This is a genomic window from Paenibacillus sp. J22R160 (assembly GCF_059692135.1).
In genome coordinates this window covers 727,835-752,704 of the sequence record NZ_JCAUAU010000001.1, presented here as the reverse complement: position 1 = coordinate 752,704, position 24,870 = coordinate 727,835, and the positions used below count along the sequence as shown (strand labels likewise).

General features: G+C 45.7%; 28 protein-coding genes, 1 pseudogene and 1 riboswitch. Of the genes and pseudogenes, 12 read left to right on the top strand and 17 right to left on the bottom strand.

The window, feature by feature from the left end; genetic code table 11:
* The first annotated feature begins 132 nt into the window (after positions 1-132).
* The 5 genes from AC58UW_RS03210 (at position 133) to AC58UW_RS03190 (ending at position 4,573) form a co-directional block, all read left to right on the top strand.
* Positions 133-1,359, top strand: a complete 1,227-nt coding sequence (locus AC58UW_RS03210) for an MDR family MFS transporter (RefSeq protein WP_497419264.1) — start codon at positions 133-135, stop codon at positions 1,357-1,359.
* A 100-nt stretch (positions 1,360-1,459) separates the two neighbouring features.
* Positions 1,460-1,553, top strand: a riboswitch (cyclic di-GMP riboswitch).
* A gap of 103 nt (positions 1,554-1,656) precedes the next feature.
* Entirely contained in the window at positions 1,657-1,956 is a 300-nt protein-coding gene (locus tag AC58UW_RS03205) for a hypothetical protein (RefSeq protein ID WP_497419263.1), read from the top strand.
* Positions 1,957-2,089: 133 nt separating this feature from the next.
* Positions 2,090-3,004, top strand: coding sequence for an exopolyphosphatase (locus AC58UW_RS03200; protein ID WP_497419262.1), 915 nt, complete (start codon positions 2,090-2,092; stop codon positions 3,002-3,004).
* A 73-nt stretch (positions 3,005-3,077) separates the two neighbouring features.
* Entirely contained in the window at positions 3,078-3,476 is a 399-nt protein-coding gene (gene gloA2 / locus AC58UW_RS03195; RefSeq protein WP_497419261.1) for an SMU1112c/YaeR family gloxylase I-like metalloprotein, read from the top strand.
* Between the two features lie 320 nt (positions 3,477-3,796).
* Complete coding sequence (locus AC58UW_RS03190; RefSeq protein ID WP_497419260.1) at positions 3,797-4,573, top strand: metallophosphoesterase; 777 nt, start codon at positions 3,797-3,799, stop codon at positions 4,571-4,573.
* A 197-nt stretch (positions 4,574-4,770) separates the two neighbouring features.
* On the opposite strand, the gene AC58UW_RS03185 is transcribed toward AC58UW_RS03190, so the two are convergent.
* Positions 4,771-5,910 (bottom strand): THUMP domain-containing class I SAM-dependent RNA methyltransferase, encoded by a 1,140-nt coding sequence (locus tag AC58UW_RS03185; protein WP_497419259.1) that lies wholly within the window; start codon positions 5,908-5,910, stop codon positions 4,771-4,773.
* A gap of 116 nt (positions 5,911-6,026) precedes the next feature.
* Here AC58UW_RS03185 and AC58UW_RS03180 point away from each other — a divergent pair, with 116 nt between their 5' ends.
* Positions 6,027-6,662 (top strand): O-methyltransferase, encoded by a 636-nt coding sequence (locus AC58UW_RS03180; protein WP_497419258.1) that lies wholly within the window; start codon positions 6,027-6,029, stop codon positions 6,660-6,662.
* 85 nt (positions 6,663-6,747) lie between these two features.
* On the opposite strand, the gene AC58UW_RS03175 is transcribed toward AC58UW_RS03180, so the two are convergent.
* Together AC58UW_RS03175 and AC58UW_RS03170 are read right to left on the bottom strand one after the other, a co-directional pair.
* On the bottom strand, positions 6,748-6,966 hold the full coding sequence (locus AC58UW_RS03175) for a hypothetical protein (RefSeq protein WP_497419257.1): 219 nt from the start codon (positions 6,964-6,966) through the stop codon (positions 6,748-6,750).
* A gap of 80 nt (positions 6,967-7,046) precedes the next feature.
* On the bottom strand, positions 7,047-7,820 hold the full coding sequence (locus AC58UW_RS03170) for a metallophosphoesterase family protein (protein WP_497419256.1): 774 nt from the start codon (positions 7,818-7,820) through the stop codon (positions 7,047-7,049).
* A 153-nt stretch (positions 7,821-7,973) separates the two neighbouring features.
* Between AC58UW_RS03170 and AC58UW_RS03165 the strand changes: the two genes are divergently transcribed.
* On the top strand, positions 7,974-9,221 hold the full coding sequence (locus tag AC58UW_RS03165; protein WP_497419255.1) for a CapA family protein: 1,248 nt from the start codon (positions 7,974-7,976) through the stop codon (positions 9,219-9,221).
* Between the two features lie 17 nt (positions 9,222-9,238).
* Positions 9,239-9,862 carry a fumarylacetoacetate hydrolase family protein gene (locus AC58UW_RS03160; protein ID WP_497419254.1) on the top strand — a complete coding sequence of 208 codons (624 nt, stop codon included), beginning with the start codon at positions 9,239-9,241 and terminating at the stop codon, positions 9,860-9,862.
* 53 nt (positions 9,863-9,915) lie between these two features.
* Here AC58UW_RS03160 and AC58UW_RS03155 read toward each other — a convergent pair whose 3' ends face one another.
* Positions 9,916-11,106, bottom strand: coding sequence for an HD domain-containing phosphohydrolase (locus tag AC58UW_RS03155; RefSeq protein ID WP_497419253.1), 1,191 nt, complete (start codon positions 11,104-11,106; stop codon positions 9,916-9,918).
* A gap of 175 nt (positions 11,107-11,281) precedes the next feature.
* Between AC58UW_RS03155 and AC58UW_RS03150 the strand changes: the two genes are divergently transcribed.
* Positions 11,282-12,094: a DUF92 domain-containing protein gene (locus tag AC58UW_RS03150; RefSeq protein ID WP_497419252.1), complete on the top strand. Its 813-nt coding sequence runs from the start codon at positions 11,282-11,284 to the stop codon at positions 12,092-12,094.
* 79 nt (positions 12,095-12,173) lie between these two features.
* On the opposite strand, the gene AC58UW_RS03145 is transcribed toward AC58UW_RS03150, so the two are convergent.
* The 5 genes from AC58UW_RS03145 to AC58UW_RS03125 all read right to left on the bottom strand — a co-directional run bounded on the left by AC58UW_RS03145 (position 12,174) and on the right by AC58UW_RS03125 (position 16,160).
* On the bottom strand, positions 12,174-12,482 hold the full coding sequence (locus tag AC58UW_RS03145) for a LapA family protein (RefSeq protein WP_497419251.1): 309 nt from the start codon (positions 12,480-12,482) through the stop codon (positions 12,174-12,176).
* A gap of 64 nt (positions 12,483-12,546) precedes the next feature.
* Positions 12,547-14,337 (bottom strand): oligoendopeptidase F, encoded by a 1,791-nt coding sequence (gene pepF, locus AC58UW_RS03140; RefSeq protein WP_497419250.1) that lies wholly within the window; start codon positions 14,335-14,337, stop codon positions 12,547-12,549.
* Between the two features lie 248 nt (positions 14,338-14,585).
* A complete protein-coding gene (locus AC58UW_RS03135; protein WP_497419249.1) occupies positions 14,586-14,768 on the bottom strand; it encodes a hypothetical protein in 183 nt (60 codons plus the stop codon).
* 88 nt (positions 14,769-14,856) lie between these two features.
* The gene (locus AC58UW_RS03130) at positions 14,857-15,693 is read right to left on the bottom strand and encodes a YjbE family putative metal transport protein (protein ID WP_497419248.1); all 837 of its coding nucleotides are present in this window, start codon (positions 15,691-15,693) and stop codon (positions 14,857-14,859) included.
* A gap of 275 nt (positions 15,694-15,968) precedes the next feature.
* Positions 15,969-16,160, bottom strand: a complete 192-nt coding sequence (locus AC58UW_RS03125) for a hypothetical protein (protein ID WP_127454723.1) — start codon at positions 16,158-16,160, stop codon at positions 15,969-15,971.
* A 254-nt stretch (positions 16,161-16,414) separates the two neighbouring features.
* On the opposite strand from AC58UW_RS03125, the gene AC58UW_RS03120 reads away from it, so the two are divergent.
* Together AC58UW_RS03120 and AC58UW_RS03115 are read left to right on the top strand one after the other, a co-directional pair.
* Positions 16,415-17,131, top strand: a complete 717-nt coding sequence (locus tag AC58UW_RS03120) for a methylase (protein WP_497419247.1) — start codon at positions 16,415-16,417, stop codon at positions 17,129-17,131.
* A 128-nt stretch (positions 17,132-17,259) separates the two neighbouring features.
* Entirely contained in the window at positions 17,260-17,457 is a 198-nt protein-coding gene (locus AC58UW_RS03115) for a cold shock domain-containing protein (RefSeq protein ID WP_028556542.1), read from the top strand.
* Positions 17,458-17,603: 146 nt separating this feature from the next.
* Here AC58UW_RS03115 and AC58UW_RS03110 read toward each other — a convergent pair.
* The 6 genes and pseudogenes from AC58UW_RS03110 to AC58UW_RS03085 all read right to left on the bottom strand — a co-directional run.
* Positions 17,604-17,753 (bottom strand): annotated as a pseudogene (locus AC58UW_RS03110) (GntT/GntP/DsdX family permease); the annotation flags it as partial.
* A gap of 127 nt (positions 17,754-17,880) precedes the next feature.
* Positions 17,881-18,594, bottom strand: a complete 714-nt coding sequence (locus AC58UW_RS03105) for a GntR family transcriptional regulator (protein WP_497419246.1) — start codon at positions 18,592-18,594, stop codon at positions 17,881-17,883.
* An 11-nt stretch (positions 18,595-18,605) separates the two neighbouring features.
* A complete protein-coding gene (locus tag AC58UW_RS03100) occupies positions 18,606-19,622 on the bottom strand; it encodes a sugar kinase (protein WP_497419245.1) in 1,017 nt (338 codons plus the stop codon).
* Positions 19,615-20,370 carry a 2-dehydro-3-deoxy-phosphogluconate aldolase gene (dagF, locus tag AC58UW_RS03095; RefSeq protein WP_497419244.1) on the bottom strand — a complete coding sequence of 252 codons (756 nt, stop codon included), beginning with the start codon at positions 20,368-20,370 and terminating at the stop codon, positions 19,615-19,617. Before dagF ends, AC58UW_RS03100 begins: the two co-directional genes overlap by 8 nt.
* A 1-nt stretch (position 20,371) precedes the next feature.
* Positions 20,372-21,475 carry a DgaE family pyridoxal phosphate-dependent ammonia lyase gene (locus AC58UW_RS03090; protein ID WP_497419243.1) on the bottom strand — a complete coding sequence of 368 codons (1,104 nt, stop codon included), beginning with the start codon at positions 21,473-21,475 and terminating at the stop codon, positions 20,372-20,374.
* Positions 21,453-22,550: an amidohydrolase/deacetylase family metallohydrolase gene (locus AC58UW_RS03085; RefSeq protein ID WP_497419242.1), complete on the bottom strand. Its 1,098-nt coding sequence runs from the start codon at positions 22,548-22,550 to the stop codon at positions 21,453-21,455. The genes AC58UW_RS03090 and AC58UW_RS03085 overlap by 23 nt, the downstream gene beginning before the upstream one ends.
* 152 nt (positions 22,551-22,702) lie before the next feature.
* Here AC58UW_RS03085 and AC58UW_RS03080 point away from each other — a divergent pair, with 152 nt between their 5' ends.
* Entirely contained in the window at positions 22,703-22,984 is a 282-nt protein-coding gene (locus AC58UW_RS03080; RefSeq protein ID WP_497419241.1) for a hypothetical protein, read from the top strand.
* Between the two features lie 47 nt (positions 22,985-23,031).
* Here AC58UW_RS03080 and AC58UW_RS03075 read toward each other — a convergent pair whose 3' ends face one another.
* Complete coding sequence (locus tag AC58UW_RS03075; protein WP_497419240.1) at positions 23,032-23,679, bottom strand: nitroreductase family protein; 648 nt, start codon at positions 23,677-23,679, stop codon at positions 23,032-23,034.
* An 80-nt stretch (positions 23,680-23,759) separates the two neighbouring features.
* Positions 23,760-24,863, bottom strand: coding sequence for an efflux RND transporter periplasmic adaptor subunit (locus AC58UW_RS03070; protein WP_497419239.1), 1,104 nt, complete (start codon positions 24,861-24,863; stop codon positions 23,760-23,762).
* Positions 24,864-24,870 lie beyond the last annotated feature (7 nt).

The following is a 24,870-nucleotide window of genomic DNA, read 5'->3' as shown; positions in this document are numbered from 1 at the left end:
TACGGGGAGCCTGCTTTTTATTCGACAAAAAATTATAATTAAGGACACGAATAGCCTTTTTTCGTGTATAATGGGTTCTTGATCTCATTTTCTTAACCTATGGTAAATTAACAGCGAGAGGAGTTCTGACAGATGAATCGGTTACGCGGTTTTCTTGGTTCGTATCATCCGATTGTACATACGTTAATTTTAGGAACGGTTATGGCCAGGGCTGCGTCTTCCATGAGTCTGCCTTTTCTAGCAATTTACTTAGCTAAGCATACGTCGATGAGCGCGGTAATGATCGGGGCCGTTATTGGAATGGGCGCCTTAGCAGGAACAGTTGGAGGATTTATTGGTGGTAACTTATCTGACCGATTCGGCAGACGCGTCATCATGCTGGCTGCTCTTTTTGGATGGGGGGTTGTGTTTCTAGGCTTTAGTATTGTGAAACTGCCGATTTTGTTCATGATGCTGAATATGCTTAACGGCTTGTGCCGCTCCTTCTACGAACCAGTCTCTCAAGCGTTGATGGCGGATTTGACCGAGCCGGCCAAACGACTCAGTGTGTTTTCAATGAGATACATGGCGATTAATGTCGGTGTTGCTGTAGGACCTTTATTAGGGGCCTTTTTTGCAACGATGGATGGCTCACTGCCGTTTCTACTGACTGGAATCGTATATTTTCTCTATGCGGTTACACTTTATGTTCTCCTCATCGTTTTTGGCATTAAGCAAATAGAAGGGGAGAAGAAACAACCGGTTACGTTTGTCTCCGCTTTGCGGGTCATCCAACGTGATGTCACGTTTCGCTACTATATTCTGGGCGGAATTATCGGGGCTATCGGCTACTCGCAAGTCATGGTGACACTATCGCAATATTTGGAACAGAATTTCACTGAAGGTGTGAGAATGTTTGCTGTCCTTATGAGTGTCAATGCTATCGTGGTCATTGCAATGCAGATTCCTCTTACACGGATCTCTGATAAATACACACCACTTGCAGCCATTATTTTTGGCAATTTGATGTTTGCGTTAGGGGATATCGGTTTTGCGTTCTCGCACTCGCTAATTCCAATGATTGCTTCAATGGCGATTTTTACTCTAGGCGAAATTTTGAATTATCCCGCGGCGAGCATGCTGATTGATAAGCTGGCACCTGAGCATATGCGAGGTACTTATTTCGGTGCACAAACCTTAACAAACGTAGGTCACTTTATGGGACCATGGGTTGGAGGCTTTTTGCTTGTGACGTATGGGGGTACTACGCTTTATCTCATCATCGCCTTTGTGACACTTGCGGGCTCACTCTTTTACTGGAAAGGCGCCAATAATCTACAAATGCTTTTGAAAAACAGGTCGAAAAAAGAAATTTTTTGATAGATCTTGCAAAAATAGTTCTTGAGAACTATACGATTTCAAAACAACTTCCCTTATTCTTGAGAGTGTAGTTATTTCTTGCAAAAGACTTCACAACACATCTCGACAATGGCAAAACTGACGAAAGTCAGTGACGCAAAGCTATAGGGGCTACCTTGTTCCTGAAAAGGACTTGTTGCCAGCCAGCTGCCGAGCGATTGGGTATTCAACTTAGAGCCCCTCCGATCGGTACACTATGGTGGGGTTTTTCTCTGTCATAACTTTCATAAACAATGGATAAAAGGAGGACCAAGCAGCATGCAGTCTGAATTACATGAAGAGCAAAAAGTAACATCACTTTGCGGCAATCATGTTGCCCGTTTGGTGCCATCCTCGGATGGACCAAAGCTATTGATTAATTTAGAAGAATACGCACTTAATGAAGCATGTTGGGATGTTGAGATGTTTCAGGGGAGAAGCAACAGCATTTTGATTTTCTACTGGAAAGGTGAAGTTAAGCTTTCCGTGAAAATGCCTCCGATGCCTCAAATTGAGGCTTTTATGACTAGACTCTATCAAATTTTGACGTCCAAATTAAGAACGGTTCAGCCAGTATAGGCGAACTGTTCTTTTTTTTACATCCGAAAAGCCCTGACGACAAAATGATTGTCACAAATCGACAGGTGCTGATATAATGGAACACATAATCATACATAGTTCTTAAGTACTATTCAGTAGGGGGCTTTGCGTTATGAGATTAATTACGCGTTCGGATTTTGACGGTTTAGTATGCGCAATGCTTTTCAGAAAGTTAAACATGGTTGATGAAATGAAATTCGTTCATCCCAAAGATATGCAGGATGGTTTGATCGAGGTTACCGAGAACGATATTTTGGCCAATGTGCCTTATGTTGCAGGCTGCGGATTATGGTTTGATCACCACTCCAGCGAACTTGAGCGGATGGGCGAAAAGGTGGCATTCAAAGGGGAAACCCGCATTGCACCAAGTGCAGCACGCGTCGTTTATGATTATTATGGAGGGCAAGAAACCTTCGGTGATATTGACGATATTATGCAAGGCGTAGATAAAGCGGATGCAGCACAATTTAGTAAAGATGATATTTTGAACCCATCCGGTTGGGATTTGTTGTCATTCATCATGGATGCTCGGACGGGTTTAGGACGTTACCGGGACTATCGAATTAGCAATTATCAGCTTATGGAAGAGCTTGTGGATCATTGCGACGTGATGACGGTTGATCAAATTATGGAGCTTCCGGACGTGAAGGAACGGGTGGAACGGTATTATGAACTAGATGCTCAGTACCGTGAAATGCTTATTAAGCATACCTGTACAGAAGGAAATGTGATCATAACGGATCTTCGGGACGTTGAAACGATCTATCCCGGCAACCGATTCATGGTTTACGCGCTTTTTCCAGAGCAGAATGTATCCATATGGATCGTGGACGGGCGCAATAAACAAAATTGCGTATTTGCTTGCGGGCACAGCATCGTGAATCGCTCCTCCCAAACGAACATCGGGACTTTGATGCTCCAAAATGGCGGAGGAGGTCACCACGCAGCAGGCACTTGTCAGGTTGAATATGCGCAAGCTGAGAATATTTTGAAGAAAATTGTTGAAACGATGAGAGCAGACGGATAAAATAATAAACGAACCGCAGGATGGGGAGTTCCCGGAATGCGGTTTATTTACGGAGCCGGGGGGGGGCGTGTTAGTGAAAATCGATCGCATTCATCATGTGGCTATTATTAGCTCGAATTACGAACGGTCGAAGCATTTCTATGTTGAACTACTAGGAATGACGATCGTCAATGAGTCGTACCGGGCAGAACGTGATTCCTATAAGCTGGATTTGCGCATAGGAGAAACAGAGCAGCAGATCGAATTGTTTTCGTTTCCTAATCCACCATTAAGAGTGAATAGGCCAGAGGCGCGAGGACTTCGGCACTTGGCTTTTGTTGTTGGGAATATGGACGAAACCGTCAAAGAACTAGAAAGCAAGGGAATTGCCGTTGAACCGATACGAATTGATCCCATAACAGGCGATCGGTATACGTTTTTTGCAGACCCCGATGGACTCCCGCTAGAGTTGGTGGAACATGCCGAACGATGATTTATCAAAAAATGAACAAAAAGCGAAATTAGGTTTCGCTATAGGGTGCTTATGGAGTATCCTACTGTCTATTCCACTCTGGGCCATAGTGATTTGGCTTTTGATGAAAAAATAAATCCCTCTAACGCTCAGCTGACCACAAGTCGGAGTAGCGATAGGGATTTTTTTATTGGATATCGGCGGTAAATAGGGGACTCCTCCCAAAATAAGGAATCATAATTGAACTCTTATACTCATGTGGCATTAATGTATTAACACTATAATAAAAATTAAAATATATGTAATTATTATTTGATACGCTTTTGCTGAGGAGGATGAGCTTGGAAGGAAATTTATTGAACTGCCTTTACTTATTCTTAGTGGTGTTTGCTTGCTACATAATCTTTATTTTACCGACACAATGGCTGAAAATTGAGCGGATTAAATACCCACTTAATCTAAATGTGAGAATTCTACAAATAAGTGATATGCATGTTGAAAGATTAAGAATTAGTCCTTCCAGAATAGCCGCTATTATTAATGATGAAAAACCGGACTATATATTTATTACGGGTGATTTTACCAAATACCGAAAAAGGCTTCCTAGACTAGAAGAGTACCTAAGAGCTATGACTATTTCCAACGTGCCCGTATATTGTGTTCTTGGAAACCATGATTATCAGCAGAAGAATGTAAAAGATATTGTCAAGCTTCTAAGAAAATATGGGTTTCATTTGTTAAGAAACGAGTCGTTACACTTAGAACGATTTGAATTAATAGGAATCGATGATTTCGATTCAGGTAAAAGTGACATTGAAGCTGCGTTTCAAGCTGTTGATGAACGTAAAACAAAACTGATTATTACCCACGATCCTAACGTAGTTCTACACTTAAATAAAGATTTTGACTATTTAATGGCTGGACATCTTCATGGTAAACAATTCAATATTCCATTTTTCTTTCATATCAAAAACGCTGGTAAGCTGCCTAGAATGGGGATTTATAAAGGATTACATAAACATCAATTTGGGGCTTACTACATTACTAAAGGTATTGGGCAGACAGGAATTAATGCAAGATTTCTTGTTAGAAGCGAAGTAACGATGCATTATTTATAAAAAAGTGAGGGTGTCCGTTAGAGTTCAGAATCGGCGATATTTCGCCGAATAAGGCCTCCTGTGCCCGTTAGCCAGGCACGAGACTTATCGGTCTAGAAATATTCTTGGGTTAATGGGTTACCCACGTAAAGATCAAAAAAATTGGCCGCTAAGACGTAAAGTCTCAGCGGCCGATTGCTCATTCCGTGCTATACGCCCTACCTACGCGGAGGAAACGGCCCAAGATACTGATACAGATTACACTCAATCCGTCCGTTAAACAACTTCCGCTTCTTATCAGCGCGGCGGTTCATATAATGCTCGAGCTGTGTGCTCGGGCTGAGAATGAACATGCTCCAAGAAGGCATTGGAGCTGTAAGAGCACCGAGCTCGCGCAGCGCGATCTCGACATCCTTGGCCTCACCAAGCCGCTCGCCATAAGGCGGGTTGGTGATCAAGCAGCCATAGTCGCCGCGCGGGCGGGCTTTGGCCACCGGTTCCACGCGAAGCTGGAACTGCTTCGTCAGCCCAGCCGACTTCGCGGCGGCTTCTGCCACTTCGATGGCAGACGGGTCAATGTCACTGCCGATAATGTGAAGCGGCACCTTATCGCGGACCGCGTCGAAGGCTTCGTCGCGTGCCTTGTCCCAGAGCTTGCGCGGCACATTGCCCCATGCCTCGCTAGGGAAGCTGCGCCGCAAGCCTGGCGCAATATTCCAGCCGATCATGGCAGCCTCGATCGGGATCGTTCCCGACCCGCAGAACGGGTCGTAGAGCGGCCGATCGACGGTCCAGCGGCTGAGCAGGATCATGGCTGCTGCCATGGTCTCCTTCAGCGGCGCTTCGGTCACGAGCTTGCGATACCCGCGCTTGTGCAAGCTTGGGCCTGTGGTGTCGATCGTTAGTGTCGCGATATCGTTCAGAAGCGCTACCTCAATGACGTACCGCGCCCCGTTCTCGGGGAACCATTCGGTGCCGTATTGAAGTTTTAGCTTTTCGACGACAGCTTTTTTTACGATGCCTTGGCAGGCGGGGACACTGGAAAGCTGTGACTTATGGGAACGCCCTTGCACAGGGAATTCGGCATCGTTCGGAATCCAGTCGGGCCAAGCGAGCGCCTTTGTGCCTTCAAAAAGCTCATCAAAGGTAAGGGCTTTAAACTGGCCCATAAGCACCAGAATTCGGTCCGCTGTACGTAACCATAGATTGGCTCGGCAGATAGCAAGCTCGTCTCCCATAAAGCGCACGCGGCCGTTCTCAACGGTAACCTCGGTATAGCCGAGGTCACGGATTTCGCGGGCAACGATAGCTTCAAGTCCCATTGGGCAAGTTGCAATTAGTTCGATAGATTGTGGCATGTTTAGATTCCTTCCATCCGGGTTGTGCTTCGTTCATAAAACTCATACAATTAACAAGTATAGGACAAATAAGATATACTTACAAACGAAACAGGCAAACTCTTAGGAGGAATGACATGGAAACCATAACAGCTGAAAGCTATATGGAAGGCTTATATGCGGATGATCCCGTGCTTGAGCGGGTAAAGGAAGTTATACGAACCAATAATATGCCAGAAATATCAATCGCACCTGGTTACGGCAGACTGCTCACAATGATAGTTACGATGATTGGCGCAAAAAAGGTGCTTGAAATAGGAGCTTTAGGCGGTTATAGCGGGATTTGTCTGGCAAGAGGCCTGCAAGAAGGCGGCAAGCTCGTCTCGCTTGAGTTAAAGCAGGAATTCGCCGATGTAGCCAAACAAAATGTGGTTGAAGCGGGTCTAGGCGAGTTCGTCGAGTATCGCATTGGCGAAGCGTTGACGCACCTGAATGAGCTGCTTGCGCAAGGGGAGCGCTTTGATTTCTTTTTTATCGATGCGGACAAAGTGAACTATCCAAACTATTTGGAGCTTGCCATTCAATTAGCGAATCCAGGGGCTATCATTGCAGGCGATAATACGCTGATGAGAGGCAAAGTGGTTGACGCAAACCAAACCAAAGCCTCCGTGCAAGCGATGCGCAGCTTCAATAAGCTCATTGCGATGGATCCACGTTTGGAAAGTACGATCCTACCAGCCTATGATGGCTTAGCGTTAGCTCGGGTGAAATAAGGCATATACATATCAAGGGCTACCTAGAATGTCTGATAAGACGTTCCTGGTAGCCCTTTGATTATGGCAGATGAGAAGGTCTATCTTAAGAAGTTAGCTGATGCGCATGAAATAATTTGAATTCGGTCATTAGCCATGGTGCCTTCTCTTCTAGCTGGGTAATAGGCTGAGCGGGCTGTGGCGTGGATATAGGGTGTACAATTTGCTGTTTCTTGAAAGGTATAGCGCTCATCCCATTCCAGTAAATAAGCAAAATCTCCGCACATAAAACGATAAAAGCAATTTTGGGCCAGTTTAGCTTCATGGAGGGCATCCTCGCTTTCAATGATGCACCTATATTATCATGTAGTGGAATTAATTTCCATAATAATTTTGTGGAATCCGTTATTTATGTACCAGTCCAGTTGAAATCTCAAGCGAATAGCGCTTAGTCTCAGGCATATTCACGGCGTTAGCTCTATTGATTGCATGGTCGATATCATACGGTACCCGTACATATTGAATGGAGAATCCTGCTTGTTCTTGACTGCCCATATTGCCTTCCAGAACGCAGTAGCAGGCTTGTGGAATGCCATCATAGGGGATGCCCACGCTGCCCACGTTAAAGAGCATTAGACCGCTGTCAGTATGCTTTGTAGCGCTCTTTTCGGAGGGGTTCTTCATGGTAATCAAAAATGGGATGTGAATATCCGCGTAGCCGACAATATCAGGCAGCTTCCCGTTAGGAGCTGCACCGGTCATTTCTGTATTTTGAAACAGTGCCAGACGTTCTTGTTTGGAAGCTTTACGCTTTACACGATGGTAGACGCTTTGTGAGGAAGCGTGGAATAACCGGAACATTTTGCCGCTAAGGTAGAAGTCGACGGAGAAAGGCAGCCCTTCCAAATATGCAAGCCTTTCAGGCCCTAACTGCTGCTGCTGCCAAATGCCTGCTGGCTGGTCTTGAGGCAAATTGATGCCTAAGTCCCAATTCCCCTGGATGACAACCTCACAGGTCCTTTGTATAGAGTCAACAACGGCGGCCGGATCAGGCCCTTTGCCGACTAGGTCGCCTAAGCAATAGATTCGCTCAATGCCGCGCAGCTTGATATCAGCAAGTACGGCTTCAAGTGCAGGTAAATTTCCATGGATATCTGAAATAATCGCAATTTTTTCCAAAATGTTGAATTCCTTTCCGGGCTAGTCTCATGTGTAAATCTTAATGCTTCTGTTATATCATACGGAAACCATTCTGAAAATGAGTGTGCTTGACTATTACCCAATGCTAGATTCTTCTGCTATAATTTGTAGGGGGAAAGGGGAAGGTTTTGAATGGAATCCAGACTAGAGCGTCATCGCAAGGTGAAGGTAGAGCGCACTCCTCAGAAGAAAACTCCACTGAAATCAATTGGGGGACTCACACTGGCCGCTGCGGCTTGTTTCGCCATTGGGATCGGCGCGTCCTATTGGACGTCGAACGGTAATACAGTCGAAGAACAAGAGGCAGCTTCACCATCGGTGGCTACTAATTCGCCTCAACCTACGAATGCAGCGACTACGCAGCCCAGTCCTACAGCTACAGCAAACGCAATCGTTCCATCGCCATTACCGGCAGTTACAGACAAGCCAACGAACAGTGCCGGACAAGTGAATCTGACTTTTGTGGGAGATGTGCTGCTAGCCTCAAAAGTGGAAGATATTTTGAAGCAAAAAGGTTATGATTACCCTTATGCGTTTGTTAAAGACTATTTGACCAAACCGGATTTCACCATCGCTAATTTGGAAACACCCATAACGACTAGAGGTACTGTTCAGAATAAGGATTACGTTTATCGTTCTTCGCCCTTAGCTTTACCTCCATTGAAGGCTGCTGGCGTTGATCTCGTCAATTTAGCCAATAACCATGTCATGGATTATGGCCCCGAAGGTTTGCAGGACACGATGAATGCCTTGGACCAAGAGGGTATTAAACGCATGGGAGCGGGCAATGATTTGGATGAAGCCTACCGGCCAGTCATTATGGAAAAAGACGGCGTAAAAATTGCCTTCTTCGGGTTTAGCCGCGTTGTTCCTGAGGCCTCTTGGAAAGCAGGCCCTGGACGCATCGGAGTGGCGGAAACTTACAATTACAAGCCGCCTGTTGAGGCCATTCAAAAAGCGAAAGAGAGTGCAGATCTTGTTGTCGTTGTTGCTCATTGGGGTGTCGAACGAAGCGATCATCCGGATAAGTATCAGACGGATTTGGCACACCGTTATATCGATGCCGGAGCAGACTTGGTCGTTGGCGGCCATCCGCATGTGTTGCAGGGCTTTGAGCAGTACAAAGGCAAATGGATCGCTTATAGTTTAGGCAATTTCATATTTACAACGAATGATATTTCAAAGACATGGGAAACAGTTATTTTGGAAGCATCATGCTCGAAAGATAAATCATGCAATATTCATCTTGTACCTATTTTGAGCAAATTCGCACTCCCTACACCAATGAATCTGGCAGACAGCTCCAAGCTGTTCCAGAGATTAAGCCAAATTTCAATTGGTTCCAAGGTTGATGCGGAAGGTAATGTTAGCAAGAAATAATGTGAGGAGAAGACAACATGACAGATATTCGCAATATTTATTGTGTAGGACGCAATTACCGAGCGCACGCCGCCGAGCTGGGGAATGATGTTCCGGATCAACCGATGATTTTTACGAAACCGACGCATGCCTTGGCTGATATGAGTGGCGGCGAGCTAACGCTTCCAGGCGATCAAGGCGAAATTCACTATGAAGCCGAATTGGTACTGCATATCGCTAAGCCCTACCATGAAGGCATTCAGGTTGATGAGATTGTTGATAAATATGCTCTTGGCATTGATTTTACACTAAGAGATGTGCAGTCCGTTATTAAGAAAAAGGGTCAACCTTGGCTGCCAGCCAAAGGATTCCTGAAGTCAGCGCCAATCACGGATTTCCGTCCTTTCCCGGGGGCTACCAAACTTACGGAGGAGAACTTCCAACTTCGCCAGAATGGACAAGTCGTTCAAAACGGTAACATCAGCAATATGATTTTCGATTTGCAAACAATCATCGATTACATAGCTAAGCATTACGGGCTTGGCGTAGGCGACATCATTTACACGGGAACCCCTGAAGGCGTAGGGCCAGTAAATAATGGCGATCATTTGGAATTAGCATGGGGCGAAGAGGTATTTGGGGCAGTAACCATTCGCGTATAAAACAAAAAGGGCAGTCTCTTAAGGTCATCATTGACCTGAGAGATTTGCCCTTTTTATTGTACATCTGCAGGATCCTCTAGAGCACTATCGGCATACTGTTCACGCGCATGAAGGATCGCCGGTAATTGTTCAAAAAACACATCAACGATGTGAGGGTCAAAATGTTCGCCTCGTTCTTCTGTGAAGAGCTGTAAGATGCGGTCTAGATCCCATGCTTTTTTGTAGATACGTTCACTGCCAAGCGCATCAAACACGTCAGCAATCGCAGTAATACGCCCGTAGATGTGAATTTCTTCACCTTTGATTCCTCTCGGATATCCGCGACCATTCCATTTCTCGTGGTGCTCATAGGCGACAACCGCAGCGGTTTTGAGGATATGACGATTGGAGTTTTTGAGCAAGTTATAGCCGATCACGGTATGATTTTGCATGAATTTGAACTCTTCATCGGTTAGTTTGCCTGGTTTATTAAGCACACTGTCAGGAATGGCTACCTTCCCGATGTCGTGCATGGGCGAAGCAATTTTGAGGAGATCCGACTCTTCCTTACTCATGCCTAATCCACGTGCAAGAATATAGGAATACTCGGCAACACGTTTGACGTGGTTACCCGTTTCTTTGGAGCGGCTCTCGCCAATTTCGCCCATTCGGAAAATGATTTCTTTCTGTGTTGCTTCAATCTCGCTAGTGAGAAGGGCTGATTCTAAAGATTTACCCGCATAAGAGGAGGCAAGTGTTAAATATTCCATATCTTTATCCGAAAATTGCTGGCATTCCGTTAGTTTATTAATGGCTTGATAAGCGCCCATAATTTCGCCTTGGCTGTTTCGGAAAGGAATAACCATCAAGGCTTTCGTGCGGTAGCCTGTTTGCTGGTCCGTGTGCAGCGCACCATGAAGCAAGTAGGTTTTATATGGTTCATTCGTGTAGGCGTCATCAATAAAGACAGCTTTATCGTGTGTGACCGCATAACCGACAAGCCCAGCTGATTTTGGAATACGAATCTCATCGAGTCCATGGGCCACTTTGGACCAGAGCTCATTTTTGCTCGTATCTAGCAGCCAAACTGTACAGCGATCGGAGACAACCATTTCCCGACCCATATCTGCCATTAGCATAAGGACGTTCTCTAGGACTCGTTCATTGGCAATTTTGGCTGCATAATCAAAAATAACGCGCAGCATTTCTTGCGGATCCAAGTCTTGTTTTATTTGGGATTTAATTGTAATCTGGTCGTTATCCATGGCAGCCTCCTAGCTTTCGGAAATTATCTTACCATATTATTCTCGTAAAAAGGTTAACTTCCTGCTAGAATGACTTCGAGAAATGATTGATTTTGTCGAAAAAAAGTACGTGCATTCAGGATGAATTACATCACCGTGCTATACTACAATAAGAAGTGGAAATTGAGGTGGTCAAATGGAATGGATTTGGGGTTTAGCCGGCAGTTTGCTCATTGCAGGCGCAGCTTACTGGAGAGGGTCCCTCTCTGTATCTGGTTTGATTTCTGCCGTTATTCTTGGGACCTTGATGTTTGTATTTGGAAGTTTAGCCTGGTTTGGGACACTGATCGCCTTTTTTATCTCTTCGAGCGTGCTGTCGAAGCTTAAGCATCAGCGTAAAGCCGCTGCGGAAAGTGGTTATGCCAAAGGCGGAAGACGAGATGCCGGACAAGTTGCGGCTAACGGCGGGTTGGGCTTAGTGCTTTGTATAGGCCATGCGATTTGGCCTGATCCTGTTTGGTGGGTGTTGTTCGTTGGCGTGATGGCAACCGTCACAGCGGATACGTGGGCAACGGAAATTGGCGGGATGAGCCCATCAGCACCAAGGTCGATCCTCACTGGGAAGCGTGTTCCAGCTGGAACGTCTGGTGGCATTAGCACGATTGGACTGCTGGCTTCTGTGGTGGGAGGAGCCTTCATTGGATGGCTCAGCGGTTGGTTCAGCACCATGGGCGATAGGGGTTACGAAGCAGTAGCCATTCCTGTTTTAATCCTATTCGGTGCCATTTCAGGCATGCTTGGTTCTTTAGCTGATTCATGGTTAGGGGCAACCTGGCAGGTGATGTATCAGTGTACGGTTTGCGGTAACACAATTGAGAAAGAAGTCCACTGTGGTCAGAACGCAAAGCAAATACGCGGTTTCCGTTTCATGACCAATGATCGGGTAAATGCGCTCTCCTCGCTGATCGGTGGCGTACTTTGCTACGTCTTGTTTCTATTATTGATGTAGCTCTGGAACACATATGGGTAAAAAAAGTGCAGCAAATGTATGAATTTTCGAATTCAATAGATTTGCTGCACTTTTTACATTAATGCACGGTGGGCGACGCCTCTCCTGCTGTTTCTCTCACAGGCTGCGCGGCTGGAGGCAGGACGGCGTCGTGCAGCTGTTTTTCCAAGTGCTTTACTTTCCGATGCAGCTTGTACTGACGAACCATTCCGAAGAGACCGACAATCAGACCGCCTAATAATGTAGATGTTAGAATAACGAGAATGAGTGGCGTGGATGTTTGGGCGAATATGAAATTTACTTGCACCGGTTCGACATTCACAACCGCAAAAACGGCAGTAATGAGGGCGAATAGTAATGCGCAGATCAGAATCCATTGCATCTTCATCCAGCATTCATCCTTTCAATGGAGAAAAGGTTGAAGGCTCACGCCTCCAACCTTACTCTTGTACTTACTTCGTAAGCTCTTCCATCTGATCGAGCAAGGAGCTGAAGACGCTCATGGCTTGCTTGATCGGCTCCGGTGTCGACATGTCAACGCCGGCTTTTTTCAGGATGTTCAGCGAGTAGTCGCTGCCGCCGCTTTTCAGGAAGCCCAAGTAACGGTCAACGGCTGGTTGGCCTTCATCCAGAATTTGCTTCGCAAAGCTGGTTGCTGCCGAGAAGCCTGTTGCGTATTTGTAGACATAAAAGCTGTTATAGAAGTGAGGAATACGTGCCCATTCCATCTCAATATCCTGATCCACGACCATGTCATTGCCATGGTACAGCTTGTTCAAGCCGTAGTAGATTTCACTGAATTCTTGCGGTGTAAGCGACTCGCCTTGCTCCGATTTCTCATGTGTAATCATTTCGAACTCAGCAAACATCGTTTGACGGAAAACGGTAGTACGGAACTGATCCGCATAATAAGTCAGCAGATAGAGCTTCTCTTTTGGATCCGTTACGCGTTTCAATAAATAGTCCATGAGCAGCGCCTCGTTCAGGGTAGAAGCGACCTCTGCAAGGAAAATCGTATACTGCGCATAGCGGTACTCTTGATTTTCATCGGACAAATAGGAATGGATGGCATGACCCATTTCATGTGTCAGGGTGAACATGCTGTTTAAATTCTCTTTATGGTTCAGCAGCACGTAAGGATGTGTGCCGTAGGCACCCCAGCTGTATGCGCCGTTACGCTTATTCTTGTTCTCATAAACGTCGATCCAATGGTTGTCGAAGCCGTCTTGAAGAATTTTCAAGTAATTTTCGCCAAGTGGAGCTAGGCTTTTCTTGATTTCTTCTTTGGCTTGCTGATAAGTGATATCCATTTTGAACTCTTCAACCAGTGGGGCAAAGAGGTCATACATATGTAATTCATCGACTTTCAGCAGCTTTTTACGGAGCTTCAGATAACGCTGCAATTGTGGAAGAGAGTCGTGAATGGTGGAAATTAAGTTCGTGTAGACTTCCTTCTTGATGTTATCGCCGAATAGGGTTGATTCCAGAACGGAAGGATAGTGACGGGCTTTGGCATAAAAAATATTTTTATTAATATTCGCGCTGAGCGTTGCGCCGATCGTGTTCTTATTGTTACGGTAAGTTTCGTAAACGGCAAGGAAGGCATTTTTCCGAACTTCGGGATCACGGCTCTCCAGGAATTGAATGTAGCTTCCGTGGGTGAGCTCGACTTCCTCGCCCTTTTCATTCTTGACTTTAGGGAACTTCAAGTCAGCGTTGTTCAACATACCGAAGATCGTGCTTGGCGCTCCCGCCATGTTGCCTGCTTGAGCCAGCAGAGCTTCCTGTTCTTTGGATAGCGTATGCGGCTTCTGACGAATCATTTCTTCGAGCGTGTCTTTATAAAAAGATAAAGAAGGATCGTTCACCAGCTGCTGAAGCTTTTCGTCAGATAAACTTAAAATTTCCGGCGAAATGAAGGAGAGAGCTTCGCCCACTTCGACGTTGATTTTTTTCGCTTTATCGGATAAGGCCTGGTAAGTAGGCTCTGCTGTATCTTCATGATGTTTCATGTTGGCGTACACATAGAGTCTTTCTGACTTCAGAGAGACCTCATCTTCCAACTGGAAGCATTGCTTGACGGCATCGGCATCGCTAAGTTTTCCTTGGAAGGCGCTGATTTTGCTGATTGAGCCTTTCACATCTTGAAATTCTTTTTCCCAAGCCTTCGCATCGGCAAATAAATCTTCCAGATTCCAACGGTGCTCGGCAGGTACTTGTTTGCGTTCCAATAGTTGAGCCATGGGAGCCCTCCTGTTCTTGTTTTGAGTTTGGGGTAAACGGTTTTCCTTCGCATGCAAATCAGCTGCTGGGACTGAGCTGAGCAGAAGTCCCATTGCAACAGTTACATAGATCCAGCGCATTACGGTCACGCTCCCGGCTTATACCCATTTGGGGGTTTCTTGATCTAAACCCATTTCATGGTTTTCACCTAGTATGACCGTTAACCCACTCATTTATGATTATAAGAAAAAGCTGGAAGGAAGTAAATTTACTTTCCGGCGCCAAAGAAACTGATCAAGATAAGTACAAACGAAATCGAGACCATGACGATTGCGAGCAAAGCGAGATAGCGTTTCATTTGGGCTGGAAGGCTGTCTTTTTTCATAATCAAAATGATGGCAAGGCAGAAGGATACGAGTACAAATGTGAGTATAGAACCGGAATCGGTCATGGGTGAATCATCCTTATCCCTATAAAGTATGACGCTTGTTAACTACTGCATGATAGTAAATTTCGCTGTATTTAGGCAAACTCCTTTTTCAGCCGGCATGCTGCATGGTTTCATCAGGATTTTCATCATCTTCTGTCTTCACCAGTATTAGCTTGCCTCGGGAATCCATTTTGACTGTAAAACGATCTTCTGGAGCAATTTGGGCTTCATCGCTTAATTCTTTAGGCAGTTTTAATTGTCCGCGGTCTCCGACTTCTACGAGGTAACCAACCATTTTGGACCATTTGCCTGCCGCAAGCACGATGACGACGAGCAGACCGATAAGCAGCCATTTGCCGAGCGGGTTTGAAGAGAAATAAGGGGAGAGGAACTTTTCGCCGGTAATCATTTTACCTGCTGTTAACGCGAGCACACCTGCGCCGATATACATGATCCAAGGATAGGTTTCAATCCATTTGATGAACAAGGTGCTGCCCCAGACCACGATTGGAACACTGACAAGCAGACCGATTACGACGAGTAGGAAATTTCCATGAGCAGCGCCAGCAACGGCAATAACGTTATCCAGACCCATCACGGCGTCGGCAATAATAATCGTACGAATCGCAGCCCACATGCTGCTCTTGGCTTGAACTTGTTCGTGATTTTTCTTTTCGCTGAGCAGCTTATACGAGATCCAAAGAAGGAGAATTCCACCTGCTAAGAGAAGTCCCGGAATTTTCAAAAGCGTAACCACGATGAGGGTTGCCAGAGCACGAATAACGATGGCGCCTACTGTTCCCCATAAGATGACTTTCTTTTGTGTTTTCTTTTCCAAATTACGTGCCGCCATACCGATAACGATTGCGTTATCTCCTGCAAGTACCAAATCAATGAGAATAATGCTGAGTAACGAAACGAAAAAACCAGCTGATAACCATTCCACAACGACCACTCCTTTAGCAATTTTTTTTGAAAAAAAATAGAGCCCAGCACCGATGACCGGTGAAGGCTCTAATTCATCAAAAAAGACCTTCACCAAAAAATTGGCAAAGGTCTTGCTAACAACGATAGTCGTTGCCAATAAAGCCGGGATCTGATGAGGATCCGAATTGACGACTTTACTGTATCAGCTACTCCCCTTTGGAGTATTGCGTATGAACTTATAACTTGATTATAAAAAGATAGAGAATGAAAGTCAAGGCATTTGGTCTAATCTGCTTATACTTCTTTGAAAGCGTCCATAATCGCTTGCCATTCTTCCTCAGTACCATCGAACTTATCCTTAGCAAATCGCTCATTAGCCCAGTGCAGCATCGCTGGCCGCCCGATGAAGGTATGGCACTCTTCGCCCCACTGATCGGAGATCTCGGTTAGCACAATTTTGGTCCCTTGGACTTCAACGTTGAGCATGTTCCATTTATCTTTTTTGTAGATGGTATGTTTCTTGAAAGGTTGTTTTGACACGGTTGTTCCTCGTTTCTGTAGTAAGCTTAAAGATATATGCAATCGTATCATAAATAGGTGTGATTTCCAAACGGGTCATCAAGAAATTCCTATTGCCACAAGCTGTCCCCCATGGTAGTATTCTCCTAATCCTTTCCAGAGGGAAACGGGTTACGAGGGCAAGGTGTTGCGCAGTATAGAGGAGCTGAGGAGAGATGAGCATGGAACAGAAGCGTATTTATGAGCAAGTCGGAGTCGCTATGACCTCAAGATCGTATGCAGAGTATGAGAAAATGTTTATGCTTCAGACTGAACGCTTGCAAGGTAAACGTGTCCTGGATGTTGCTGGCGGAGCTTCTTCATTTACGGTAGAAGCAAGGCAGCTGGGTATTCTCTCAGAAGCGGTTGACCCGCTGTATGAGAAGTCAGCTGAGGAGATTGACGAGCATGGCAGGCAAGAAATCGAGCTCGTTGCGGCAAAGATGGAGAAGCTCCAGGATGTCTATGACTGGACGTTTTATGGTTCGCTTCAAAATCATACGGCAGGACGTATAAAAGGCCTAGAAAGGTTTGTAGATGACTTCTCAAGCCGTGATGGAGTGGCAAGGTATCATGTGGCTTGTCTTCCGGTTATGCCGTTTGAACAAGAATCCTATGATCTTGTGCTTTGCAGTCACTTTCTCTTTCTGTATGAAGAGCAGTTCGATTATGCTTTTCATCTAGAGGCGGTGCGAGAGTTGATTCACGTCGCAAGGTCAGGTGGAGAAGTAAGGATTTATCCGCTGCTAAGTTTCCGAACAGAGGAGTATAGCAGATTGCCTGATTTAATAAATGAACTCACAAATGAGGGGCATTTGGTTGAAAAAAGAGAGGCAAGCCTACCATTTTTACCAAATTCTCATCAATATTTAAGCATAATTAAGATGGCCTCTGCATAGAGGAAAAACGTTGGTACATCAACAAATTTTAGCATGTCCAGAGCTTTTTATTCGTTGATTTATCCCAAATCTGGTGGTATAATTTCCTTATTCGTCATAGATGGCGATATTTTTAGGAGGTTGTTCATTTGAAAGGTACAGTTAAATGGTTTAACGCAGAAAAAGGCTACGGTTTCATTTCTGTTGATGGAGGCGACGATGTATTCGTTCACTTCTCCGCAATTCAGGGCGAAGGATTCAAAACATTAGAAGAAGGCCAATCCGTTGAGTTCGATATTACTCAAGGTAACCGTGGTCCTCAAGCAGCTAACGTCACAAAATTATAAGAAATTGGGAGTCCCCACTTATAAATAGAGTGTCATAGCACAAACAACAGAGACAGTCCCCTGTGGGGCTGTCTTTTTTGCTGTAAGAAATGCCTGTACACATCCATTCATGGGTGTGCACAAGCTTTTATTTAAACGAATATATCGATAATCAGCTTAAATCCGCCGCCGGCACCGATAATCAAAATAATCGAACCAACGGGCAGCAGGCAATCGTGCGACAGTTTGCTGATATAATTTTTATTCATACCTTGGCGAATGCCTAGGAAGTAGAAGGCAGCGAAACAAGAGATGACGTTAAAGCTATAAAGTCATGCCATTTCCACCAGGCTACGCCAAGAATGACAATGACAATGACAATAGCAAGCAGGGTAACTATCAATGTGTCGGCGAGAAAAGGAAACGAGCTTCAAGCCAGTATTCCTAAGTATCGTAATTAACTACATACTTGTGCATTTCGGTACTGTAATGCCCAGCACTGAATTCGATTAAAGTGCCTTGTTCATCATAGGAATATCGCAATCTGTTCAGTAAGGGCGTGCCGGCTTTCACCTGCAGCATGTCCTCCACATGAGAAGAAGCGATGACAGCAGCAAACTCATCCCGATATTTTTCTAAGACAATACCGTGATCTTCAAGGAGCTCATACAGAGATTGTTCGTTCAAATCCGTGAGTTCGATCGTGGCCATCTGCAGTGAAAGATAGTGGGAATAGTGAATATAGGGTCTATCATTTAAGTGATAAAGGCGTTCGATATAGAAACATTGCTCTCCAAATAGCTGATAAGGCAATGTTCCTGGTGTATTCGAGACTTTTTCTGCTCGCAGCAATTGCTTGTGAATCTGGTGGCCTTCTTCAACAAGGACCTCCGTGAAACGTTTCCATTTGGAAAGCTTGGACAGAGAAGCATTGCGAATAACTTTGGTTCCTTTGCCGCTTCCTTTTTCCAAATATCCCTCTTGTGCCAACTCTTTGATGGCATTTCGAACTGTGATCTTGCTGACGTTGAATTCCTGCTCCAACTGAGGTTCAGAAGGAATATTGGTACCCAAAGGATACACACCGTGTAAGATGCGATCCTTTAGGATATTCATAATTTGCAAATATAAGGGTCGTTTATTGCGGGATAAGTTCACCTAAACGTTCACTACCTTTCTACGTCGCCCACTGCTTCCGTCATCGCACGCAGGATATCGCTTTCGGATGACATGGGCGTATCACCAACAATGGTATGGGCGAGCATGCCCGCGGCAGCTGCAAATCCGACTGTTTTTTCAGGTGAAAATCCTTCGATTTCCCCATGCACGATACCGCTTGTGTAGGCATCTCCAGCACCAATTCTATCATAGATAGAAAATGTGAGCAGATTAGAAAAGGTGAACGCTTGATCTTTATAAATAAATCCACGTAAGGAATGGGTATTGTCACTGTTAATGTGACGATGTGTTCCTGCAATGACAGCGATCTGATACTTGTCTGAGACCATTGGAATCAGCTCCATCAGCTGCTCTTGACGTTCGGTGTGATCGGTATGCATACCCAGGATGTACATGGCATCTTTCTCATTCATCATGACAATGTCAGCGAGTTGCAGCATGTCTTCGTAATGAGGTTTTGCTTTCGCGTAACCGCCTTCACCCCAGTGGGCTGGACGATAATTGCAATCGAAAACAACTGTGCCGCCGTGAGCTTTGACTTCTTGGGCCAGGGCTTTCATATGCTGGCGCACGTTATCATTCATGGCGAGAGTAATCCCGCAGAAATGAATCATATCGATATTTTGGGCAATTTCAGCAAAATGATAAGTGCTTTCAGGGGCAGTGTTGAAACTGCTTTCCTGCCGATTGGAATACGTCACGCGGCTGGGCCGGGCACCGAAACCATTTTCTAAAAAATACATACCGACATCGTTGCCGCCGCGAGTAATCATGGATGAGTTGATGCCTAGCTTGCGTAAGTAAGCTTCCGCAGCATCTCCCACAGCGTTGGACGGCAATCTGGAGATCAGGGATCCGGTATGTCCGAATCGAGCAAGCGCAGAGCTGATATTCACTCCTGTGCCGGAGAACGTGTAGCTCAGCGAGCTAGCTTGGGATAAGAGTTCATAACCTGGAACCTGCAGGCGCATCATAACCTCTCCAAAAGCAGCGATTCGCTTAGCCATGTTGATCAACCAGTTTCTTCATGATGCTGAGCAGCTCACGTACATCCGATGTATTCGTTTTCCCGGTTTCTTTGTCAATGATCGACGAATACACGTGGGGAATGACTTGCGGAACTTTCGCTTCGAGCGCGATGCGTAGAATCGTTTCAAAGTTTTCCATGTCGATGCCGCCGGTTGGCTCTAATGCAAAGCCTTCTTCGCCGCAAGCCTGTGCCACGGCACGAAGCTCGTCTTCACGGCTTAAGCCGTTCATCGGGAAATACTTCAAGGCATTACCGCCCATGTCGCGAACAAGCGCGATAGCTGTTTTAACAGGGACGATAGCGTGCTCAGATTGAGCTGCGCTCACAGGACCTGTTGAGATATTGACATAGCCGACGCGGCCAGTAGGAGAGACCAAGCTGTTGATCCAGCTGTCTTGCTCGCCAAGGTTTGCGCGCGTAGCGCCAACAGCAGGGAACACTTGATTGATGTGAGTGCCTGGATACTGCTTGGCAATCGCGGCAACCACAGCTGCTTGACGGTTGTCACCAGCGCCTAGACCGATAGATACGGCTTCGTCAATCGCTTTGCCGTACTCTTTCATTGCAGCAACGGCTGTTTCCACAGTTGGATAGTCTTTCGAAAGAACGCCGACAAGCACATAACCTTCTGCGGCTTCGAATACTTCTTTCGCGTTTTCAACGGAGTTCGCAAGCACGTTGAGTGCTGCGCGGCCTTTATACATTCTTTTTGCCATGTTGGACATGTTATTGACCTCCTGCTAGTTTACGTATTTGAGCAGCGATAACCTCAATATCATCGCCTTGAAGCGGACGTGGATCGATATCAAAATAGCCTTGTCTCACGCCATAATCACGTGTATAAATAGCGATTTCACCTTCGCGCAGCCCATTCACGACTTCCTTAGCTGTCGTTCCGGCTTGCTCCGGATCAATTTGAATGCGTCCGCGAAAAATGGCACGGCCTGCTTCGTCTTGTACGATCGTCACTTTGATACCTTTTAATTCGCTGAGAGGCATTAGAACCTGCAAAGCTGCTTTTTCTTGCTCGCTTTTGTCTTCCTTGACTCCATATTCATCAAGTGCTTGGAGCAAGCCGAAGGAAGTTTCTTTGCCTACTTTCATGCTCCGGCCAATGCCGTGCAGTTGGACTTTAAGCCATTCGATATACGTGCGTTTGCCGCCGACAATACCTGAAGTAGGTCCTTCAATTGCTTTGGAACCGCTGTAAATAGCTAGATCAGAGTATCTTACATACTTTTGAATATCTTCTTCAGCAGCAGCATCTACGATGAGCGGCACGTTATTTCGCTGAGCGATTTCCCATGCTTCTTCAACGGAAATCATGTTTTTCTGTACAGCATGATGGGATTTCACATAGAGAATCGCGGCTGTGTTTTCGGTAATCGCGTCTTCAATATGCTCAGCTTTACCTTCATTGGCATAGCCTACTTCGACGAGCCTGCCGCCACCAAGATAAACCATGGTTTCAACAGGAGCTCCGTATTGAACGTTGTGACCTTTGAGGATGATGATATCACGTTTGGCAATCGGGTCCTGATGCAGTCGCTCGCTTGCTCGGCGATTTCCTTGAGTTACCACGGCTGCGACGGAGAGCGCGATGCCGCTGGAGGCTGAGTTAACGACAACGGCAGCTTCAGAACCAAGAATTTTCGCGATGTAGTCGCCGGCCTTATCAACAAGATCAGCAATCTCAACGTAATTTTGTCCGCCATGTTTCATAGCCTCCATGACGGTGTCCGTCGGAGCGGATACCCCTAGAATACTCATGCGTCCACTTGCATTGATGACACGTTTAAGACCGTATTTAGCATTTAATGAGAGCACCATTCACAACTACTCCTTTAGATTGAATTTGTCGATCGGCCGTGCGCTTGTCCCCTTCAGAGTCGATGAGCTGAGTCTCTTCATTCTGAACAGTAAATAGTGTGAGATTAGCTGTATCTCCAACCTCAATTCGACCTAGCTCCGGTTTGTTCAGCCAATTAGCAGCATGAGTAGTCACGGCAGCAATGACCTCTTCGAGCGAGTAGCCCAGATACAGAAATTTCGTCAGCACATTGGACATACTATAAACAGGACCATTCAAACGATTCCCACGATAAATATCCGTTGAGATCGTGTCCAAACCGATATGATGCTTCTTCGCGGCTTCCGCAACTTTGAATGAAAAGCTAGCAGTGCCGTGTCCGACATCCAGATGTACGCCTCTATCAATCGCTTCCACAAGGACAAGCAGAGGCTTGCCGCCATCAAAAAGATTATTAGCCTTCCCATTCAAATAATGGGTAATGATATCTTTCTTTTCTAAAAGCGAAATGACGTCTTCAATGCTTGGTGGCCCAGAACCGATATGAACCATCAAAGGAAGAGCGGTCGCTGCTGAAAGTGCACGTGCAGCACGCAAGGGCTCAATGCCGGAATCGCGAACAACACTTTTGCTAATTCTTGCCTTTAAACCGACGATGAAGTCTGCATAGTTCCTCACAGCTTCTACAACCTTCTCATGATTAATCCAAGCCATGTCCGATAATTCATCGATCCTTTGCAACCCAATGTGCGAAATGTTCAAAAAAGCAAACAAGTTCGTTAAAGCGTTTTGTCTGCTTGCCGCTAATTCGGCGATACGGTCAGCTCCGCAGCTACCAGCGTCAACAATCGTGGTGACACCTTGCTTGATGCCAATCTCATCGATTTCATCACCATAGGGATCAAAGGCTGGGAAAGCATGAACGTGCATATCAATCCAACCGCTTGAAACATACGCGCCTGAGTAGTCAACGATTTGTTTTCCTTGTCCATGTCCAGGACTAGTCAATTCTGCAATTTTTCCGCCTTCGATTACAATATCGAGAAATTCACCGTTTACATGCTTTACATTGTGTAGGACGAATCGCTCATGCATGCCTGTCACCTTTTTCCATAACTCGAATTGTGAAATTGAGTATAACGTTATAATGTTAGATTAACATATCATATTGTTTAAGTAAATATAACGTTATAATGTTTGGGATGGTAATTTTGATATAGTTGCGAAGACGATTTTGTCATGTTGGTGTGGGGGAGAAAGGCGGTATTTTGGAGCTTGTTGTTGAGTGCGCTTACAGGCAGGGGTCTCGTACAGGTAAAGGAACAAGAGGGTGCTATTTATGGGGAAAAGCGCGTAGTGCTAGCTCAGACAGACCTGTTGGATGGGTCTTATTTGCGCACAAATGGGTGTATTTCCTCCAAAATGGGGCGAATAGCGGAGCGCAGTTCCCACCGCCGATGCGCGAAATGGTTGATTTGTGGCAGGTCACGATTGTTAATCTGCGAAGGCGTAAATCTCTTGCTCAATAAAAGAAAGAAGCTGTCCGCGAATTGCGGCAGGCAGCTTCTTCTTGTAATTAGTCGATGATTTGAAGAATATCATCAATTTCTTTGCGGGCTAATTTGCCCGGACGATCCTTCGGATGACCGAGGGAAATAACCATATTGATCTGACATTCTTCCGGAATGTTCAGATACTCGCGAATTTGATCTTGGGCTAGCAAGACAGGCCCTGTCATCGGACATGTTGCGAGACCTCTGGCATGCGCGGCAAGCATCAAATTCTGGGAGGCTAGGCAGGAACTTTTGATACCTTCTTCCGCCCACACCGCATCTTCAACAAGCTCAATCGGATCAAAAATCCGTTCGCGGAACTTCGATTCGTAAGGCGTTGCTAAACAAATGATCAGTACAGGAGCGTTGGAAAACGCAGTAGCATAAGGTCCAAACGACTTCACAAGAAGGCGTGCTTCTCTGGAGAGACCTTTCTGCTCGGCTTCAGATGCCCTGAGATGAAGCTGATCCCAAGTTAATTGTTCGATATGTTTAATCTTTTCCGTATTTCGTATCGCAATAAACTTCCATGTCTGGGAGTTCGTATCGCTTGGCGCATAGCGGGCACAGTCGATAATTTCTCGAATATCTTCGGTCGCGACTTCCTGATCTGTAAAATTTCGAACGCTGCGGCGCTCCAACACAATAGACTTGAAATCCTCATAATTCATAAAAAAATATTACCTGCCTTTGCTGCTTCATTTTCGCCACCATTATTACTTGGTCCTAAGACTATAGTATAAAACAGTTGTCACTGCAGCACAACCGTGTCACCTTCTTGTAGACCCTTGATGACCTCCGTTTTTTCAGGTGTTTCCAAGCCGATCTCGATTTCACGGCGTTCTGTCCCTTGCGGAGTCTGCAGCATGACGTAGTAAATATCCTTCTCATGCATCACAGCTAGCGTAGGAACGACCGTTGTTCCGCTTTTCTTCTCGGTCTCGATTGTCCCCGAAAGACTGAGTCCTGCGATAAGCTGCTCATCCGGTTCTAAAGAAATAGTAACCTCGAATTGTGCGGAAGCGGAGCCTTGGTCAGTGCCAGCCTTTGCAAATTTGGAAACTTTCTCAACTTTGCCTTGCAGCTTTTTCTGTTTCAGTGCATCTACTTTGACTTGGACGGTCATACCTGGCTTAATCAGGAATACATCAAACTCGCCAACCGTACAAACGAGCTGAAGTTTCGTCAAATCCACAATTTTACCGATGCGTACGCTTTCCTCGACCGACTTGGGGATTTTGGAGGAATCCTCGAATAAGAAGATGCCGTCCTCAGGTGAAACAAAAGCCGCCTGTTCCACTTTCTCTTGCTTTTTTGCCAGCTGCAGTTGAATGGATTCATCGTTAACTTGATTCAACTGCTCCTGGATTCTGCGTCCTTCGGAAGCAGCAAAACGTGAACGGGAATCATCTTCGCTGACAGCGCCAGCCGGAGTGCTGGTTGTTTCTCCCTCTGGTCCAGCTGCTTTGAAATTCGCCAGATCAGCCTCAAGCTTCTGCTTTTTCAAATTGGATTGCAGCGTTGCGATTTCACTTTTCAGCGGTGTGGCATCAAGCTCAAACAGCAGCTGTCCCTTTTTAACTTGAGCGCCGTCCGTGATTTGCCATGCTTTAATTTCGCCGCCAAATGGCGCGTAGACCCGTGTTTCCTTCTCGTAAGAGGACTTTCCTTTTACTTCAACACTGTTAACCAGATCCTCTTTAGTCACATTAAATTGCAGTGCCCCGGGAGAGGCGGAGATTTCCGTATTTGCTTTCTTCATGGCACTGGGATGGCTAGATATGTATAAAAATCCGCTAATGCCGCAGATCAGGAGGGCTGTAATAAGCAGCACCCATGTTTTCTTTTTCCTCATGCTAGGC

Coding starts and splice junctions, on each gene's coding strand:
- AC58UW_RS03120 (WP_497419247.1), top strand. CDS start 16,415: ATGGAACAGAAGCGTATTTATGAGCAAGTCGGAGTCGCTATGACCTCA.
- AC58UW_RS03070 (WP_497419239.1), bottom strand. CDS start 24,863: ATGAGGAAAAAGAAAACATGGGTGCTGCTTATTACAGCCCTCCTGATC.
- AC58UW_RS03100 (WP_497419245.1), bottom strand. CDS start 19,622: ATGGCTAAGCGAATCGCTGCTTTTGGAGAGGTTATGATGCGCCTGCAG.
- AC58UW_RS03165 (WP_497419255.1), top strand. CDS start 7,974: ATGGAATCCAGACTAGAGCGTCATCGCAAGGTGAAGGTAGAGCGCACT.
- AC58UW_RS03175 (WP_497419257.1), bottom strand. CDS start 6,966: ATGAAGCTAAACTGGCCCAAAATTGCTTTTATCGTTTTATGTGCGGAG.
- AC58UW_RS03085 (WP_497419242.1), bottom strand. CDS start 22,550: ATGCATGAGCGATTCGTCCTACACAATGTAAAGCATGTAAACGGTGAA.
- AC58UW_RS03180 (WP_497419258.1), top strand. CDS start 6,027: ATGGAAACCATAACAGCTGAAAGCTATATGGAAGGCTTATATGCGGAT.
- AC58UW_RS03150 (WP_497419252.1), top strand. CDS start 11,282: ATGGAATGGATTTGGGGTTTAGCCGGCAGTTTGCTCATTGCAGGCGCA.
- AC58UW_RS03185 (WP_497419259.1), bottom strand. CDS start 5,910: ATGCCACAATCTATCGAACTAATTGCAACTTGCCCAATGGGACTTGAA.
- dagF (WP_497419244.1), bottom strand. CDS start 20,370: ATGTCCAACATGGCAAAAAGAATGTATAAAGGCCGCGCAGCACTCAAC.
- pepF (WP_497419250.1), bottom strand. CDS start 14,337: ATGGCTCAACTATTGGAACGCAAACAAGTACCTGCCGAGCACCGTTGG.
- AC58UW_RS03090 (WP_497419243.1), bottom strand. CDS start 21,475: ATGGTGCTCTCATTAAATGCTAAATACGGTCTTAAACGTGTCATCAAT.
- AC58UW_RS03160 (WP_497419254.1), top strand. CDS start 9,239: ATGACAGATATTCGCAATATTTATTGTGTAGGACGCAATTACCGAGCG.
- AC58UW_RS03125 (WP_127454723.1), bottom strand. CDS start 16,160: ATGCTCAACGTTGAAGTCCAAGGGACCAAAATTGTGCTAACCGAGATC.
- AC58UW_RS03075 (WP_497419240.1), bottom strand. CDS start 23,679: ATGAATTATGAGGATTTCAAGTCTATTGTGTTGGAGCGCCGCAGCGTT.
- AC58UW_RS03200 (WP_497419262.1), top strand. CDS start 2,090: ATGAGATTAATTACGCGTTCGGATTTTGACGGTTTAGTATGCGCAATG.
- AC58UW_RS03205 (WP_497419263.1), top strand. CDS start 1,657: ATGCAGTCTGAATTACATGAAGAGCAAAAAGTAACATCACTTTGCGGC.
- AC58UW_RS03155 (WP_497419253.1), bottom strand. CDS start 11,106: ATGGATAACGACCAGATTACAATTAAATCCCAAATAAAACAAGACTTG.
- AC58UW_RS03135 (WP_497419249.1), bottom strand. CDS start 14,768: ATGACCGATTCCGGTTCTATACTCACATTTGTACTCGTATCCTTCTGC.
- AC58UW_RS03210 (WP_497419264.1), top strand. CDS start 133: ATGAATCGGTTACGCGGTTTTCTTGGTTCGTATCATCCGATTGTACAT.
- AC58UW_RS03145 (WP_497419251.1), bottom strand. CDS start 12,482: ATGAAGATGCAATGGATTCTGATCTGCGCATTACTATTCGCCCTCATT.